Origin of the sequence: Marinobacter vulgaris (genome assembly GCF_003344045.1) — a bacterium.
Taxonomy (GTDB): domain Bacteria; phylum Pseudomonadota; class Gammaproteobacteria; order Pseudomonadales; family Oleiphilaceae; genus Marinobacter; species Marinobacter vulgaris.
This window is the reverse complement of the sequence record NZ_QFWX01000001.1, coordinates 668,057-685,044: the sequence shown is the minus strand read 5'-3', so window position 1 is coordinate 685,044 and position 16,988 is coordinate 668,057. Positions and strand designations below refer to the sequence as shown.

At 56.2% G+C, this 16,988-nt stretch carries 13 protein-coding genes and 1 pseudogene; 3 read left to right on the top strand and 11 right to left on the bottom strand.

The genetic code is table 11. The annotated features are described in order from the left end of the window. Window positions 1–44 precede the first annotated feature (44 nt). The 11 genes and pseudogenes from DIT71_RS03165 to urtA all read right to left on the bottom strand — a co-directional run bounded on the left by DIT71_RS03165 (window position 45) and on the right by urtA (window position 10,190). Window positions 45–488 carry a hypothetical protein gene (locus DIT71_RS03165; RefSeq protein ID WP_144114467.1) on the bottom strand — a complete coding sequence of 148 codons (444 nt, stop codon included), beginning with the start codon at window positions 486–488 and terminating at the stop codon, window positions 45–47. Window positions 489–567: 79 nt separating this feature from the next. Next, the gene (locus DIT71_RS03160; RefSeq protein WP_114611735.1) at window positions 568–1,467 is read right to left on the bottom strand and encodes a hypothetical protein; all 900 of its coding nucleotides are present in this window, start codon (window positions 1,465–1,467) and stop codon (window positions 568–570) included. 85 nt (window positions 1,468–1,552) lie between these two features. Then, window positions 1,553–2,200 (bottom strand): RipA family octameric membrane protein, encoded by a 648-nt coding sequence (locus DIT71_RS03155; RefSeq protein WP_114611734.1) that lies wholly within the window; start codon window positions 2,198–2,200, stop codon window positions 1,553–1,555. Between the two features lie 62 nt (window positions 2,201–2,262). Continuing rightward, window positions 2,263–3,282, bottom strand: a complete 1,020-nt coding sequence (locus tag DIT71_RS03150; protein ID WP_114611733.1) for a DUF262 domain-containing protein — start codon at window positions 3,280–3,282, stop codon at window positions 2,263–2,265. Continuing rightward, window positions 3,272–3,850 (bottom strand): hypothetical protein, encoded by a 579-nt coding sequence (locus tag DIT71_RS17840; protein ID WP_144114468.1) that lies wholly within the window; start codon window positions 3,848–3,850, stop codon window positions 3,272–3,274. The genes DIT71_RS03150 and DIT71_RS17840 overlap by 11 nt, the downstream gene beginning before the upstream one ends. Window positions 3,851–4,264: 414 nt before the next feature. Then, a pseudogene (locus tag DIT71_RS03145) lies at window positions 4,265–4,503 on the bottom strand (GTP-binding protein); the annotation flags it as partial. Between the two features lie 19 nt (window positions 4,504–4,522). Next, complete coding sequence (urtE, locus tag DIT71_RS03140; RefSeq protein WP_114611732.1) at window positions 4,523–5,221, bottom strand: urea ABC transporter ATP-binding subunit UrtE; 699 nt, start codon at window positions 5,219–5,221, stop codon at window positions 4,523–4,525. Then, window positions 5,221–6,045 carry an urea ABC transporter ATP-binding protein UrtD gene (gene urtD, locus DIT71_RS03135; RefSeq protein WP_114611731.1) on the bottom strand — a complete coding sequence of 275 codons (825 nt, stop codon included), beginning with the start codon at window positions 6,043–6,045 and terminating at the stop codon, window positions 5,221–5,223. The genes urtE and urtD overlap by 1 nt, the downstream gene beginning before the upstream one ends. Further along, window positions 6,042–7,181 carry an urea ABC transporter permease subunit UrtC gene (urtC, locus tag DIT71_RS03130; protein WP_114611730.1) on the bottom strand — a complete coding sequence of 380 codons (1,140 nt, stop codon included), beginning with the start codon at window positions 7,179–7,181 and terminating at the stop codon, window positions 6,042–6,044. Before urtC ends, urtD begins: the two co-directional genes overlap by 4 nt. Before the next feature lie 3 nt (window positions 7,182–7,184). Beyond that, window positions 7,185–8,783 carry an urea ABC transporter permease subunit UrtB gene (urtB, locus tag DIT71_RS03125; protein ID WP_114611729.1) on the bottom strand — a complete coding sequence of 533 codons (1,599 nt, stop codon included), beginning with the start codon at window positions 8,781–8,783 and terminating at the stop codon, window positions 7,185–7,187. Between the two features lie 99 nt (window positions 8,784–8,882). Beyond that, window positions 8,883–10,190: an urea ABC transporter substrate-binding protein gene (gene urtA / locus DIT71_RS03120; protein ID WP_114611728.1), complete on the bottom strand. Its 1,308-nt coding sequence runs from the start codon at window positions 10,188–10,190 to the stop codon at window positions 8,883–8,885. A 351-nt stretch (window positions 10,191–10,541) separates the two neighbouring features. Between urtA and atzF the strand changes: the two genes are divergently transcribed. From atzF to DIT71_RS03105, 3 genes are all read left to right on the top strand, one after another. Continuing rightward, window positions 10,542–12,371 carry an allophanate hydrolase gene (atzF, locus tag DIT71_RS03115; protein ID WP_114611727.1) on the top strand — a complete coding sequence of 610 codons (1,830 nt, stop codon included), beginning with the start codon at window positions 10,542–10,544 and terminating at the stop codon, window positions 12,369–12,371. A gap of 15 nt (window positions 12,372–12,386) precedes the next feature. Continuing rightward, window positions 12,387–16,019, top strand: a complete 3,633-nt coding sequence (gene uca, locus DIT71_RS03110; protein WP_114611726.1) for an urea carboxylase — start codon at window positions 12,387–12,389, stop codon at window positions 16,017–16,019. Between the two features lie 80 nt (window positions 16,020–16,099). Further along, a complete protein-coding gene (locus DIT71_RS03105) occupies window positions 16,100–16,801 on the top strand; it encodes a GntR family transcriptional regulator (RefSeq protein ID WP_114611725.1) in 702 nt (233 codons plus the stop codon). The last annotated feature ends 187 nt before the right edge of the window (window positions 16,802–16,988 follow it).

Here is a 16,988-nt window from a genome sequence, read left to right as displayed (position 1 = left end):
GCAGGGCCGCAGGCCCGGAACAACCTTCATCGCCTTGTTATGCATTATGAGCCCTCGACTTTCGAAAGACGTTCCTCTAAAGCTTGTATTTTTTGCTTTAACCTTTCCTTTTCCTCTGGGTACCGCCTGATCTGACTGAGCTTTGACACGGACGCGTAGGAAGCCGCAAGGACTAAAACCCAGGCAGAAAACTTGAAAAGAGCGAATGGGATTGAAGCCCCGCTGATAACCGCTAGAAAAGGACCTATGATTGAAGCAACCCCAATTAAGAACAGGACTATAAACAGAAGCCGGAAGCTAAAAAGTACGGCTTCTTCAAAAGAGTTCCCGACGCGCTCGAGCCATTCCTGCTCTGTCTTAAGCTCCTCAAGTTTTCCTGTGATCGCTTTTTTCGTCCGATACTGCCAGAACCACTTAAATCCATAAACCAATACCATGGTCAATAAAGCGAGCATTACTGACTTGGCATCCTGAATTGTAAGTTCCACGAAAAACTCCCTAGTTTTATTGTCTAACGACAGCGGCAGTGGCCGACGAAAGGGTCGTCCCCTGACCGCACTTGTTAGATTAGTGGCGTAGCTTTAGGTATTTTGCACACAAGGCATCAAATTCAGAATGCTGAGAAATAAGCCACTTCATAGTCTCTCCGCGAGCAGCAGCATGCTGTTTCTTTTCTTCACTTGAAGGGCCTTCAAGAATCGAATTATGAAGACCAAGATCTACAATCTTATCCCACAGTGTTTCATCTAAATATAGGTAAACTTCATTTCCAAATAGCCATTTAGCTGAACGAGTAGCCACAAGATAATTGATTTCTTCGGCCTGAGTTAATTTCCCGTTTCGTGCGACAATACCAAGCGTATTCCGGACGGCCTCATATATTTCCAAGCGCTTTTCAAAAAGATCATGCTTTAATTTATTGCGAGAAACTTGGAATTGGCGGAAGGCAATCCACGATCCAATCAATGCAATAACGGGAATTCCAATGGCAGAAACGTAATCAGCCCAGTGGATCGCTTCGCTCATAGCGCGTATACCTGAATTGAGGGGGATGTAAGCTTCATTGGCTAGGTTTTGGTTCGCCGGTGTTGACCAAAGAACGTAACTAAAGCCGATAACGCAAGCCACCAGTACAATAGAAAAAATTCCTAATAGTAGCGTCAACACGCCGGTTTCAGGCGCCACTTCCAAGCCAAGCTTTTCCCGGAGTTTAAAAACATCATCTCTGGTGACTACTGAAAGAACAGCTCCAGTCGTGAAAAAAAGTGAAAGTCCAATTCCGATAAGCCAGGGCAAATAAAGAGCAAGTTTAGCCTGCTCCGTATCTGTATTTGCGAAGTAAAAGGATAGCATTGCGCCCGAAACAGCAAAGTACAGACCTATTATTTTTACAGCCATTTCAATATAAAATTTATACGTCTCAATATGCTGTTGGTATTGGCACCAATCGACCTCTGGCTGATCCATAAAACTCCCTAAATTTAAAGCCTGCGTCACGGGTGGCTAAAAGCGTAGCTTTTTGACAGCCCGTGCACGCATTTGTTAGAGACATTCATTGTATGCGCGCCTTTCTACTACGCATAATATGCGTATAAGAAAATACATGAGACTTTCCTTTCCAACACATCATTATGCATACAAGTATGGTCGCGCCAAATATAACTATACGTAAAAAACTTACTGGTGCCGAAACTAAAAACGGTGGAAGAGTCGAATAAATTAGAAAACCCCAAATTATTAGTGTAAAAAAACTAACCCACTGATTGATTTTTGATACCGACAGCTGAGCCGGACCAGTTATTATTTTCTCAACGATGTCGTCATCTTTTGGTCTTTGAAGTCTCGTTTTGTAAAGCGGGCCTATCACCGAATCTTCAAGCATATTAACGTGATTTTCCCAATTTTCCTGCCAATATTTACTTCCACGATTCACTAAGAACCACGACCAGCTAAACACGAGACCTACGCAACCAATAATGAACGAATATAATTCCCTCTGGTCAATATCTTTGGAGCCCAGCACAGCAAAAAACCCAGCAAATGCTACTGCGATTAGCGCCCAAAAGTATGTCGCGCGCCTCCAATACATATCAATTTCAAATTTTCTTATATCTAGAGCGTAATCTAATGCCCGCTGCGTTTTCTCAATGCCTTCATCATTGATGCCGAATTTCTTCTTGTATCTATCTTGATTGTTCATGGGCACCTTAATTTTCTATCCTCGAAAGAACCGTCGGCATAGCAGTCCCGTTGTTTTCTTTGTTATAGACTTTCTGCTTTCGCTATTAAATCGGATAAGATTCTTTCTCTTTCAGCCCTTCTCGATTTGTCTGATGTTGAGCGTGTCGAGACCTCAGCATATAGCTCTATTTCTGGTTCGTCGGGGTCAAAATCATCCGCTTTAGCACGACTAACAAGACGTGTAATCGCTGTACAGACATCATCTGGACGTTTAAATTGATTTTTACCTGATGCTCTAAAATATTCCAAACAAACGCCGAAAAGGGAGTGAAAATTCCCCTTTGATTTAAATATCATTTTATTTTCATTATTAACAAGAGATCGCACTAGATTAATTGATGCGTTAAATTCGTCTTCGTATTCTGATTCAGACGGGAACTCTTCGTCATAGTTAACGTAAGCAGTTTCAAGCATGTCCTTTTTTGCCGTTATGCCAAATACTTGTCTAACCAAAAGCTCACTTACATACTCAATATCTAGCATTCTGCGAACATCTCTCGCAGTGAAAAGCCCAATACTTTGAAAATATGGATTATCCGCTAAGCGTTCGGCAAGCTGCTTAAATCTTCCAGAATATCTTGCATTTCTGAGCTCCTGATCATTCAATACTATATTATTGGTATTTAGCTTCGAAAAAATACTTCTTATTTCTTCGTCATTAGTTTTTCTAAGAAACCTAACTACTATCTTATAATCCCAGAATGACTCCTTTGCTTCAGGAGAAAGATCTTTAAAATATTCTCCATCCCAGTCATCATCGGTCGGTAACGAGAACTCATTATTAATGAATTTTAATATTGAGGTTATCCTCTGCTGCCCATCGACTACAACATGGTTTTGTTTTCCATTATCTGGATTGGTTACTACTTGAATATAAATTTCGGGGAACGGAAGATCCTTGAGAACAGTATCCATAAGAGCAGCCCGCTCTTTTTCTAACCAAACAGCGCGCCTTTGAAATTTTGGACTTATTTCAAGATCTTCATTATTTTTTAGTCCGTTAAACCACGATATGGTTTGCAAGCTAACATCATAATCCATTTTTTATCGCCCCTTTTGCTAACCGAAATCCTCTGACGTAATAGTCAATAGCTTCTTCTATATTTTTAAAATACATCATATTTACTGATCGATATCCCACATACTTGTTTGCATATTTGTTTGAATTGACCTCGTAGGCAAAGCGCGCAGGTGCTCTTCTACTTAATATCCATTTCGGAGATATAAACCCAGAATAAACATTTTCTCCATTTCTCTTAAGTCTCGATCGTTGATTTTGGCTCAAAAGATAATATTTGTTTCTGTGATATTCCCTAAGTTCTTTCCAAGTTTCTTGGAAAGCTTCATGGCATATAATGACAACGTCAATATCCGAGTAATCACCAAATGGGCGTAAAAATTTATCTGGATTTAAACTATATCCCCAGTTGCCCGAACCCATGATCGCTATGTGCTCTGCACATTTATAATCAGAAAATATCAATTTTATATATTCGCTGTAATCATTTTCCTTCGGAATCACATGAGTAAAACCTCTGAAAAGACTCTCTTCAACGATATCCTCTGGGTCTAGACCCCATATTATTCTTTTGAAATTATCAACGCTCATTTTTACCTTTATGGGTCCATATCTCTAACAGCATCGAGACCGAACGCTACGATATTGCAGAAAACTGCCCTCCTCATGATTACCTTGAAAAGAAGAGACGCCTGCATGCTTCGGCTATAGAAAACAGAAGCTTAGACGAGAAAAAACGACAACGCACGGAATATCCTGACTTCTTCGATATGCAATAACGAAGAAGTCAGGATATTACAGCCCGTATAAAGCAAAGGAGACAGAGTAAGCGCCGGCGGGCGGCGCTGGAGGCAAGTTGATACCTATAGGGGCAGCGATTCGAATTAGCGACGCTGCTTGATCACCTTCCATGCTGAAAGAGCAGCTGCCACGACGATACCCAACGCAAACAGGTACTCCACGTGCAAAACATCCCCAATCGCTTCGTGGCCTGGGTGCGCAATTACGCTGAATGAAGCTGATGATCGTCTCCAGCCCTACCCCGTCGTACAGGTTGGTGAACACAAACGGTCGCTCACCCCGCATTTTTTTTTGTCTCGATCCATCACGTCCAGGCAGGCGTGAACCTGTTCAGCGATGTCGATTTTGTTGGTGATCAGCAGGTCGGATTTGGTAATTCCGGGGCCGCCTTTGCGGGGGATTTTGTCGCCGCCGGATTCCACCAGCGCCAGTTTTAGCTTTGAGGGGCAGCTTTGCAGGTCGTTATACCGTCAAGTGCTTTTTGATTAGTTCGTCAGACAACTCCCCAATCCCCCCCTCAGCAACCCGTCGACCTCTATCCAATATCGCAAACCGATCCGCATACTTCCTCGCAAACGGCAACTTCTGCTCCACCAGCAGCACCGTCAGACCATCCTCCTCAATCAGCCTGCGAATCACCTCCCCAATCTGCGCCACAATATTCGGCTGAATCCCCTCCCCCGGCTCATCCAGAATCAGCAGTCTGGGCTCAATCACCAGTGCCCGTCCAATGGCCAACTGCTGTTGCTGCCCACCGGAAAGGTCGCCGCCTCTGCGGTTCTTCATTTCCTTCAGCACCGGAAAAAGTTCGTACACCCGCTCGGGGATTTTCTTGCTGCCGTCCTTGCGCACTGCCAGCCCGGTGCGGAGGTTTTCTTCCACGGTCAGCAGGGGGAAGATCTGCCTTCCCTGGGGCACATAGCCGATGCTAAGGCGTGATCGGTCTTCGATTTTCTTTTTGGTGAGTTCCACGTCTTCGGCAAATTCAATGCTGCCGCTTTTGGTGGTTTCCTCGCCCATGATGCATTTCATCAGGGTGGTTTTGCCCACGCCGTTGCGGCCCATTACGCAGGTGCACTGGCCCTGGGGTACGTCCAGGTCCAGATCCCAGAGGGTGTGGCTTTCGCCGTAGTATTGGTTGAGCTTCTGGATCTTCAGCATTACTCCTCCTCCCCCAGGTATACCTTGATGACTTCCGGGTCGTTGGAGACCTGGTCCATGGTGCCTTCGGCCAGCACGCTGCCCTGGTGCAGCACGGTCACCTGGCGGGCGATGGAGCGCACGAAGCCCATGTCGTGCTCCACCACCACAACGGACTGTTTGCCCGCCAGGCTGGTGAGCAGTTCGGCAGTGCGTTCCATTTCCTGTTCGGTCATGCCGGCTACGGGTTCGTCTACCAATAACAACCTTGGCTTCTGCATCAGCAGCATGCCGATTTCCAGCCACTGTTTCTGGCCGTGGGAGAGAATACCCGCGAGTTTGTCCCGCAGTTTCTGCAGGCCGATGGTTTGCAGCACTTCGTCGATGCGGTCCCGGTATTCCGGTTTCATGATGGCGGTCAGGGTGGGCAGTATGCGTTTGTCGGTGGCCATGGCCAGTTCCAGGTTTTCGAACACGGTGAGTGCTTCAAACACGGTGGGTTTCTGGAACTTGCGGCCGATACCCAGGCTGGCGATGTCGGGCTCGTTCTTGGTGAGCAGGTTGTGGCGGCTGCCGAACCATACCGAGCCGGTATCCGGGCGGGTTTTACCGGTGATGATGTCCATCATGGTGGTTTTGCCCGCGCCGTTGGGGCCGATGATGCAGCGCAGCTCGCCGTCGTCCACGGTGAGGTTGAGGTTGTTGATGGCCTTGAAGCCATCAAAGCTCACGTTCACGCCTTCCATGTACAGGATGGGGCCGTGGCGCACGTCGACTGGCGAGGCCACGGGGGCAAGGAAGTCGAACACTCGGTCGCGATGGGTGAGTTGCTCCAGCATGCTCATGCGGTGGCCTCCTGTCCGGTGGGTGTGTCGTCATCAGTTTTGGCTTTGCGGCGTTTCTGCAGCAGGCCGGCGATGCCCTTGGGCAGGAACACGGTTACCAGCACGAACAGGCCACCCAGGGCGAACAGCCAGGCGTCCGGCATTACGCCGGTGAACACGGTTTTGGCGTAGTTCACCAGGATGGCGCCGATCACTGCGCCGTAGAGGGTTGCGCGGCCACCCAGGGCGACCCACACCACGATTTCGATGGAGAACAGCGGCGAGAATTCGCTGGGGTTGATGATGCCCACTTGCGGCACGTACAAGGCCCCGGCCACACCCGCCAGCATGGCGGACACCACGAACACGAACAGCTGCACCCGTTCCACCCGGTAACCCAGGAAGCGGGTGCGGGCTTCAGCGTCGCGGCAGGCGATGCTCACCCGGCCCAGTTTGCTGGTCACAATGGCGCGGCAGATCACGTAGCCGATGGCCAGGGCGATGCCGGTGGCGATGAACAGCCCCAGCCTTGTGGCGTCTGTGCGCAGGTTGAAGCCGAGGATGTCGCGGAAGTCGGTCAGGCCGTTGTTGCCGCCAAAGCCCATTTCGTTGCGGAAGAAGGCCAGCATCAACGCAAAGGTCAGCGCCTGGGTAATGATGGAGAGGTACACCCCGGTCACCCGCGAGCGGAAGGCCAGGAAGCCGAACACCAGCGCCAGTATGCCCGGTGCCAGCAACACCATGATGAAGGCAAACCAGGCCATGTCGAAGCCCAGCCAGTACCAGGGCAGTTCGTCCCAGTTCAGGAACACCATGAAGTCCGGCAGGATCGGGTCGCCGTAGGTGCCACGGTCACCGATCTGGCGCATCAGGTACATGCCCATGGCGTAGCCGCCGAGGGCAAAGAAGGCGCCGTGGCCCAGGCTGAGGATACCGAGATATCCCCACACCAGATCCACTGCTACCGCCAGCAGCGCGTAGCACAGGTATTTGCCCAGCAGGGTGACAGTGTAGGCGCTGACATGCAGGGCGCTGTCCTGGGGCATGAACAGGTGGAGGAAGGTGACCACCACCAGGGCCGCGAACAGTACGCCAAGGAAAATTTGTGTGGAACGCTCCTGAAACGGCCGGAGCAGCCAGTTCTGTGATATCGCCATAACTCAGCCCTCCGCTGCCCGGCCTTTCTGGGGGAAGAGCCCCTTCGGCCGTTTCTGTATGAAAAGAATGATGAACACCAGCACGATGATTTTCGCGAGTACGGCACCGGCCCAGGGTTCAAGCAGCTGGTTGATGGTGCCCAGGGAGAGCCCGGCAATGAGGGTGCCCCACAGGTTGCCCACGCCACCGAACACCACCACCATGAAGGAGTCGATGATGTAGTTCTGGCCCAGGTTGGGGCCGACGTTGGTGAGCTGGGACAGCGCCACACCGGCCAGGCCGGCTACGCCGGAGCCGAGGGCAAAGGTCATGATGTCTACCCGGGTGGCGCGGATACCCATGGAACGTGCCATGTTGCGGTTCTGGGTAACGGCGCGCACCTCCAGGCCCAGGCGGGTCTTGCGCATGATCAGCATCAGTGTGGCGAAAACCACCAGCGCAAACGCCAATACGTACAGGCGGTTGAGCGTGAGGGAGAGCGCGTCATTGATCACCAGCGAGCCGCTCATCCATTCCGGTGTGACCACGGTGCGGTTCTGGGGGGAGATCACGGTACGCACCAGCTGCTGCAGGATCAGGCTGATGCCGAAGGTGGCCAGCAGGGTTTCCAGCGGGCGGCCCTTGAGGTACTGGATCACGCTGCGTTCAATGATGATGCCGGCGGTGGCGGCCACCATGAAACCGGTGGGAATGGAGAGAATCAATGCCAGGCCGGGCTGGCCGGGGAAGAGTTGCTGCATGCCCCAGGTGGTGTAGGCACCCAGCATGATCAGTTCACCGTGGGCCATGTTGATCACGCCCATTACGCCGAAGGTGATGGCCAGGCCGATGGCGGCGAGGACCAGAACCGAGCCGAGGGAGAGGCCGAAGTACAGGGTCTCGGCGGCGCGGTTCAGTTTGAGTTTCTGTTCGATGGTGCCCAGCGCCTGTTTGGCCTTGGTGGCCAGCGCAGGGTTATCGCCCCGGACGGCCTCGTTCAGGGCGGCACGGGCGCGGGGGTGCAGGCTGCCGGCCAGTACGTCGATGGCCTCCAGGTTGCCTTCGCCCACCCGGTAAATGGCCAGGGCTTCTTCAATGCGGTTGCGCACCCTGGCGCTGCCTTCCTGTTCCAGCCGCGCTTCCAGCGGCGCAACCAGCGAGGCGTCCACTTTGCCCATCATGTCCTGTGCGGAGGCTTCACGCACGTCCGGGTCTGCGGCGTTCAGGTCCAGCATGGCGAGTATGCCTTCAAGCTGGCCACGAATTCGGTTGTTGATGGCCACTCTGTCCAGCTCGCGGCGGGACATGTCGCCCATGTTCTCTCCGGTCAGCGGGTTGGCGATTTCCCAGTCCCGGCCCCGGTTGTTCAGAACCAGCACAACCTGGCCGGTGTCTTTTATCCGGCTCAGGCGGTTGTTGCCGTAGGCTTCAATCCAGCCCCTGGCTCTTTCATCACCGCTGCTGACGATGGCGTTAATCGCTTCTTCCACTTTGCTGGCCGGTGCTTCTGCGAGGTTGAACAGCAGTTGCTCTCCCGGGTCCTCGTCCTGTGCCGTTGCAGGAAGTGATAACACCGAAGCCAGGGCAATAAGCAGCAATGTGAGCGATCGAAGGATGCCCATGAGTGTGTCCTGTCTGTTGAAAGCGGGTTGCGGGGTGGCAACCGGGGGGGCGGTGTCGCTACCCCCGGTTGCCTTTGGTGCTTTGCTGGTGGCTATGCCTTATTCGTCAGCCGCCGCCATTTCGCCGGCGGAGGCACCGCAACTGCCGGTTTTGGTGTTGAAGGTTCCGCAGGACATCGGCTTGCGCCAGTCAGCAATCAGGTCCCGCGAACCGGGCAGGTAATCAGACCAGGCATCGCCAGCGACGGTGGACGGGGTTTCCCAGACCACGGAGAACTGGCCGTTGTCCTGGATCTCGCCAATCAGCACCGGCTTGGTGATGTGGTGGTTGGGCATCATGGCGGCGTAGCCACCGGTCAGGTTGGGCACGGTTACACCGATGATGGCGTCTTTCACCGCGTCAACGTCTGTGGTACCTGCTTTCTTGACGGCCTCGATGTACATGTTGAAGCCGATGTAGTGGGCTTCCATTGGGTCGTTGGTGACGGCTTCGTCGTTGCCGGTGTGTTCGATCCACTGGTCGATGAAGTCGTAGTTGGCGTCGCTGTCCACGCTCATGAAGTAGTTCCAGGCAGCCAGGTGGCCGACCAGCGGGCCGGTGTCGATACCGGAGAGTTCCTGCTCACCCACGGAGAAAGCCACCACCGGGATGTCGGATGCAGCAATGCCCTGGTTGCCCAGCTCACGGTAGAAAGGCACGTTGGCGTCACCGTTGATGGTGGACACCACGGCGGTCTTCTTGCCAGCGGAACCGAAGCGCTTGATGTCAGACACAATGTTCTGCCAGTCGGAATGCCCGAAAGGCGTGTAGTTGATCATGATGTCTTCCTTGGCCACGCCCATATCCATCAGGTAGGTCTCAAGGATCTTGTTGGTGGTGCGCGGGTAGACGTAATCGGTGCCCGCCAGTACCCAGCGTTCCACGCCGATTTCGTTCATCAGGTAGTTCACCGCAGGAATCGCCTGCTGGTTGGGGGCGGCGCCGGTGTAGAAGACGTTCTCGGAAGACTCTTCACCTTCGTACTGAACCGGGTAGAACAGCAGGCCGTTGAGTTCTTCCACTACCGGCAGTACGGATTTGCGGGACACCGAGGTCCAGTTGCCGAAGATAACGTCAACCTTTTCCTGGGCCAGCAGTTCGCGGGCTTTTTCCGCAAACAGCGGCCAGTCAGAAGCGGGGTCAACAACGACCGCTTCCAGCTCACGGCCGAGCACACCACCTTTAGCATTCTGCTGTTCGATGAGCATTTCCACGGTGTCTTTCAGGACCGTTTCACTGATGGCCATGGTGCCGGAGAGGGAATGGAGAATACCGACCTTGATGGGGTGCTCGTCGGCCATTGCGTTAAGGGAGACAGAGAGGGCCAGCGCTGACAGGCCAATTTTCACGTGTTTTTTGATCGTCATGTTGGTGCGTCCTTGTTTGCAGGTTGGTTCGTGCCATTCGCTTGAGTAAACGCACCCCGGCCACTGCATCTGTCGTTCCAGTTCCAATCAATCCCCATACATAACAAAGGGTTATCTAGTATACAAGCTGCCTCTGCCGACCGTTGCCGAGCTCAATGCCCTGTAAAACCCCGGGTTGAGAGCCTTTTGTTGGTGCACTCGCCCTTCAATGGTGCGCCCGGCCCACATTCCCTTGCTGGCCAATCGATCCTATATAACTGTTTTCATTGACTATTCCTAGAAACTCCCCGAATGGCACGGGCATTGCCATTGCTCATGTATACAAGTTGATGACGCACATGAGGACGAACCATGCCCGCAACACTCGGATGGACCATTGAGGATTGGCGAAAGGCTTACCAGTCAGGCGCTACGCCCGAGGAACTTATTGGCGAACTGGTGGCCAGCCTGGACACAACCGACAACGCCTGGATTGCACTATCAGACAGCACGCAGTTGCAGGCCGCCCTGTTCGATCTGTCAGGCTCCCTTTATAAAGTAGGCAGCGATGTCAGCCGGCTGCCGCTGTATGGCGTTCCTTTCGCGGTCAAAGACAACATCGATGCCACCGGTTTCGAAACCACCGCCGGCTGCCCTGCCTATGCCTACACGCCTGACGAGGACGCCACCAACGTTGCCCGGCTGAAGGCGGCTGGCGCGGTGCTGATCGGCAAGACCAACCTGGACCAGTTCGCTACCGGGCTGGTTGGCACCCGCTCTCCGTACGGGGCGGTACCCAACGCCTTCAAGCCGGAGGTCATCAGCGGCGGTTCCAGCTCCGGTTCCGCCTCGGTGGTGGCCCGTGGCCTGGTGCCTTTTGCGCTGGGTACGGACACCGCCGGCTCCGGCCGGGTACCTGCGGGGCTGAACAACCTGGTGGGCCTGAAGCCGACCCGGGGGCTGTTCAGCATCCAGGGCGTGGTGCCTGCCTGCCGCTCCCTGGATTGTGTGTCGGTGTTTGCGCTGACGGTGAACGATGCCGGACTGGTGGCGGATGCTATGGCCGGGTTTGATGCCGACGATGCCTTCTCCCGCAGGGCACCTTACGCGCTGCCTCTGGATGGCCCTGCCATTCGGCGCCCCGGGCCGGTGAAACACCTCGGCATTCCGGAGCACCCGCAGTGGTTTGGTGACCAGCAGGCAGAGGCAGCCTGGAACACCGCCCTCAGCCTGTGGCGGGAGCAGAATGTGGAACTGGTGCCGCTGGATTTCAGCCCCATGCTGGAGCTGGCTGCGCTGCTGTACGAAGGCCCCTGGGTGGCAGAACGCCACGCCGCCGTGGAATCCTTTATGGCCAGCCATGGCAACGATATGAACCCGGTGGTTAAAAGTATCATCAGCAATGCCACCAGATTCACCGCCACGGATACCTTCAGGGCCCAGTACCGCAAAGAGGAACTGCAGCGCCAGATTGATGAGCTACTGGCCGATGTGGACGCCCTGCTGGTGCCCACCACCCCCACGGCACCCACCATTGAAGCGGTCAATAATAACCCGGTCACCCTTAACAGCCAGCTGGGCACTTACACCAACTTCGTCAACCTGGCCGACTTCTGCGCCCTGGCCATTCCCGCGGGCTTCCGCGACGACGGCCTGCCCTTCGGCGTTACCCTGATCAGCGGTGCCTGGAAAGACACCGAGCTGCAGCATCTGGCCTGCCAGTGGCTGAATGCCCACCCCACCCCATTGGGCGCCATCGACAAGCGCCGGCCGGAAGAAACCCCCGGCGCAGAAATTTCCACGCCCACCGTGAAGGTGGCCGTGGTCGGCGCCCACCTCAGCGGCATGCCCTTGAACCGCCAGCTCACCGAGCGTTATGCCGCACTGCTGGAGCAGACCACCACCTCTGCCAATTACTGCCTCTATGCCCTGCCCAACACCACACCGCCCAAGCCCGGGCTCAAGCGGGTCGCGACCGGCGAGGGCCGGAAGATCCTCGTGGAAGTCTGGGAAATGCCCGCCTCGGCCTTTGGCTCCTTCGTGGACCTGATCCCGGCGCCCCTCGGCATCGGCAAGGTGGAACTGGCGGATGGCCGCTGGGTGAACGGCTTTATCTGCGAAGGCTACGGCTTTGAGGGTGCGCGGGATGTGACCGAGTTCGGCGGCTGGCGCGCATTTGTTCAGGGGTCTGACCCTGCCTAAAGGAGATTCAATATCATGTTCAGCAAAGTACTCATCGCCAACCGTGGTGAAATCGCCGTTCGCACCATTCGCACTCTCAAAGCCATGGGCGTTGCCAGCGTGGCGGTGCATTCCCATGAAGACCGCCACAGCCTGCATGTGACAACCGCCGACGAAGCGGTGGCCCTGACCGGCAACGGCGCCAGCGAAACCTACCTCGACAAGGCGCAGATACTGGCCGCGGCCAGGCACACCGGCGCCGAGGCCATCATTCCCGGTTATGGTTTTCTGTCCGAGAATGCGGATTTCGCGGAAAACTGCGAGGCCGAGGGCATCGCGTTTATCGGCCCCACGCCAACGCAGATGCGCGAGTTCGGCCTGAAACACCGCGCGCGGGAACTGGCAGAATCCGCCGGCGTGCCTCTGGCCCCCGGCAGCGGCCTGCTGGAAAGTCTCGAAGAAGCAGTGGCGACCGCCAACCGGCTCGGCTATCCGGTGATGCTCAAAAGTACCGCCGGCGGTGGCGGCATCGGCCTGACCCGCTGCAATAGCGAGTCTGAATTGCGGGATGCCTTTGGAACGGTCCGTCGCCAGGGCCAGAGCTTCTTTAACGACAGCGGGGTGTTCCTGGAGCGCTTCATCGCCCGCGCCCGCCATGTGGAAGTGCAGATATTCGGTGACGGCGAGGGCAATGTCGTTGCCCTGGGCGAACGGGACTGTTCCCTGCAGCGCCGCAACCAGAAGGTGGTGGAGGAAACTCCGGCCCCGAACCTGCCGGCCGCCACCCGCCAGAAGATGCTGAATGCTGCCGTCTCCCTCGGCCAGTCGGTGAATTACCGCTCGGCAGGCACCGTTGAATACATCTACGACGCCGACCGGGATGAATTCTACTTCCTGGAGGTGAATACCCGCTTACAGGTGGAGCACCCGGTGACCGAGTCCGTCACCGGTCTGGACCTGATCGAATGGATGCTGAAAATCGCAGCCGGCGAGAGCCCGGACCTGGCGAGCTTTGAGCCGGAACTGAAAGGTGCCTCCATGGAGGTTCGCATCTACGCCGAAGATCCGCTGAAGGATTTCCAGCCTTCACCGGGCGAACTGACCGATGTGCACTGGCCCGAGGAAGACGTCCGGATAGACACCTGGGTGGAAAACGGCAGCCAGGTCTCCGCCCACTATGACCCGATGATTGCCAAGCTGATCGTGCACGGCACAGACCGCGCCGATGCCCTGGTCAAACTGAAAACAGCCCTCGGCGAGACCCGGCTGATGGGCATTGCCACCAACCTTGATTACCTGCGCCAGGTGGTGGGCCAGCAGAGCTTTGCCGACGGCATCGTCTCCACCCGCGCGCTGGAGAGTTTCGAGTTCAGGCCCTCGGTGGCGGAAGTGGTCAAACCCGGCACCTACACCACGGTTCAGGATTACCCCGGCCGCATCGGCTACTGGAACATCGGTGTGCCTCCAAGTGGCCCCATGGACGACTACGCCTTCCGCATTGCCAACCGTATTGTGGGTAACCACCACGAGGCGGCAGGCCTGGAAGCCACCCTGATCGGCCCGAGCCTGAAGTTCCATAAAGATTCGGTGGTGGCCCTGACCGGTGCGCTGACCGAAGCGACCCTGGACGACAAGGCGGTGGAATTCTGGAAGCCCATCACCGTCAAAGCCGGCCAGGTACTGGCTGTGGGCAAGGCCATCAAAGGATGCCGCACCTATCTGGCGGTTCGCGGCGGGTTCGATGTGCCCGTGTATCTGGGCAGCCGTTCCACCTTTGCCCTCGGCCAGTTCGGCGGACACGGCGGCCGGCCCCTGCGCCCGGGTGACATGCTGGGCATCAGCCAGATCAGCCTGCCCGCCTGCACCACCACTGCACCAACCCATGACCCGGCCCCTGCGGACCCGGACCTGGTGCCGGACTATCCCGACCACTGGGAAATCGGCGTGCTCTATGGCCCCCATGGCGCCCCGGATTTCTTCACCGAGGCGTCCATCGAAAAGTTCTTCGAACAGGACTGGGAAGTGCACTACAACTCCAATCGCCTCGGCATCCGCCTGAACGGACCCAAACCGGAGTTCACCCGCGCCGACGGCGGCGAAGCGGGCCTGCATCCTTCCAACATCCACGACTGCGAATACGCCATCGGCTCCATCAACTTCACCGGCGACATGCCCGTGATCCTGACCAAGGACGGCCCCAGCCTGGGCGGCTTCGTGTGCCCGGTGACGATTGCGAAGGCCGAGCTGTGGAAAGTAGGCCAGGTCAAACCCGGCGATACCATCCGTTTCGTGGCCATCGATAACGACACCGCCGTGAAGCTCTCCAAACGCCAGGAACTGGCCATCAACAGCCTGATGGCGCCGCCGCTGCCGGCACTGGTCGCGCCGGGCCTGGCACCCTACAACGGCCTGTCCGCCACCATCCTGGCCCACCTGGAAGAAACCGACAGCCGCCCGGAAGTCACCTACCGCCAGGCCGGCGACCAGTACATCCTGCTGGAATACGGCCCCAACGTGATGGACCTGGGCGTACGCTTGCGAATCCATGCGCTGATGGAAGCCATTGCCGACGTGCAGCCGGCCGGCTTGCTGGAACTGTCCCCGGGCGTGCGCTCCCTGCAGCTGAGATACGACGCCCGTATCCTGCCGCAGGAATCGCTGATGACCTACCTGCTGGACCTGGAAGCCACCCTGCCGCCCACGGACGAACTGCAGGTCCGCAGCCGCGTCATCCACCTGCCCTTGGCCTTCGAAGACACCGCCACCCTGGAAGCGGTGGACAAATACCGCCAGTCCGTGCGCGACACCGCCCCCTGGCTGCCCAACAACGTCGACTTCATCCAACGCATTAACGGCTTGCCCAGCCGTGAAGACGTCCGCGATGTGCTGTTCTCGGCAAGATACCTGGTGCTCGGTCTTGGCGACGTCTACCTGGGCGCCCCCTGTGCCGTGCCCCTGGACCCGAGGCACCGACTGCTGACATCCAAGTACAACCCGGCCCGCACCTACACCGCCGAGGGCACCGTGGGCATCGGCGGCGTGTACATGTGCATCTACGGCATGGACTCCCCCGGCGGCTACCAGCTGGTCGGCCGTACCCTGCCGATCTGGAACAAATACCTGAAAAACCCCCAGTTCGCCGAAGGCGCCCCGTGGCTGCTGCGGTTCTTCGACCAGGTATGCTACTACCCGGTTTCCGAGGCCGAACTGAACGACATGCGAGACCAGTTCCGCGCCGGCCAGCTAACAGTGAAAATCGAGGAAGAAACCTTCGACCTCAAATCCCACCAGGCCTTCCTGGAGGCCAACGCCGACTCCATCGCCGAATTCCGCAAGCACCAGCAGGCGGCGTACGCAAAAGAGGTCGCCCTGTGGAAAGACAACGAAGCGGAAGAGCTCGACAAACTTGCCAAGGCGCCGCCGAAAGCGGACGTGTCTGACCTGGAGAAATTCGGGGAACTGGTGAGCGCAGAGATTGCCGGCAACATCTGGAAGTGCCTGGTGAAAGCGGGGGACACCGTGGCGGAGGGGGACCCATTGGTGATCGTGGAAGCCATGAAAATGGAGTTCGAGATAAACGCGACCCAATCCGGGCAGATCAGTGCCATGCATGTTGAGCCCGGTAAGGCAGTTACTCCCGGCGAGCCTCTGTTGAGCATCAAGATCTGACTTTGGAGTTTGATGCTTTACTGCACTGCCCGCGTGTTGGGTGCTGGGTCGATTAGAGAACCAGAGGGAAGCAGGGAAACATGGCAACAACCAGCAAAAGAAAAGAGTCCATGGCAGACAGGGTTTATGAAGCCCTGAAGGACGACATTTTTGAGTTTCGGCTGATCCCCGGTGACAAATTCAGCGAAGGAGATGTGGGAACGCGCCTGAATGCCAGCCGCACGCCGGTGCGTGAAGCGCTGTATCGTTTGCAGCGGGAAGGCTTTGTGGAAGTGCTGTTCCGCAGCGGCTGGCAGGTGAAGCCGTTTGATTTCCAGCAGGTGGAAGAACTCTACGACCTGCGCATTACCCTTGAACGGGCCGCGATGCACAAGATCTGCCAGTTGCCGGAAATGCCACAGATCGTGAAAACCCTCACCGCCATCTGGAACCCGGACCACCCCTCCGAACGGGCGGTGGGCAGCACCGTAAGGGCCCTGGACGAAAGCTTCCATTGCGACCTGGTGGCCGCCGCCGGCAACCGCGAGATGACGCGGATTCACCGGGAGATTACCGACCGCCTGCGGATTATCCGCCGGCTGGACTTTACCCGCGACGACCGGGTTGACGCCACTTACCGGGAACACGCCCAGATACTTGCGTCCGTTCGGGCCGGCCGCGCCGGGGAGGCGGCGGACCGGTTAACGAACCACATCCGCATCAGCCAGCGGGCGGTGCGGGAAATTACCATGGAGAAAATCCGCGAAACCGCCGAAGCCCACCAGTCATGGTCCAGGCTCTGATTACAAATCTGTAAGCTATATCGCACAAGCCACAGAGCAGATCTCCGATTACCTGAAACCGGGTCCCCAGTAGAATGGATAGCGTCAAGGATGAGAAGCTGGCATGGAATGCTGGCACAGGGAAGATCACCCCACGGATGGGGTTGCCCATGGAATCAGGGCTTACAGGGACGATGCACAGGGAAGA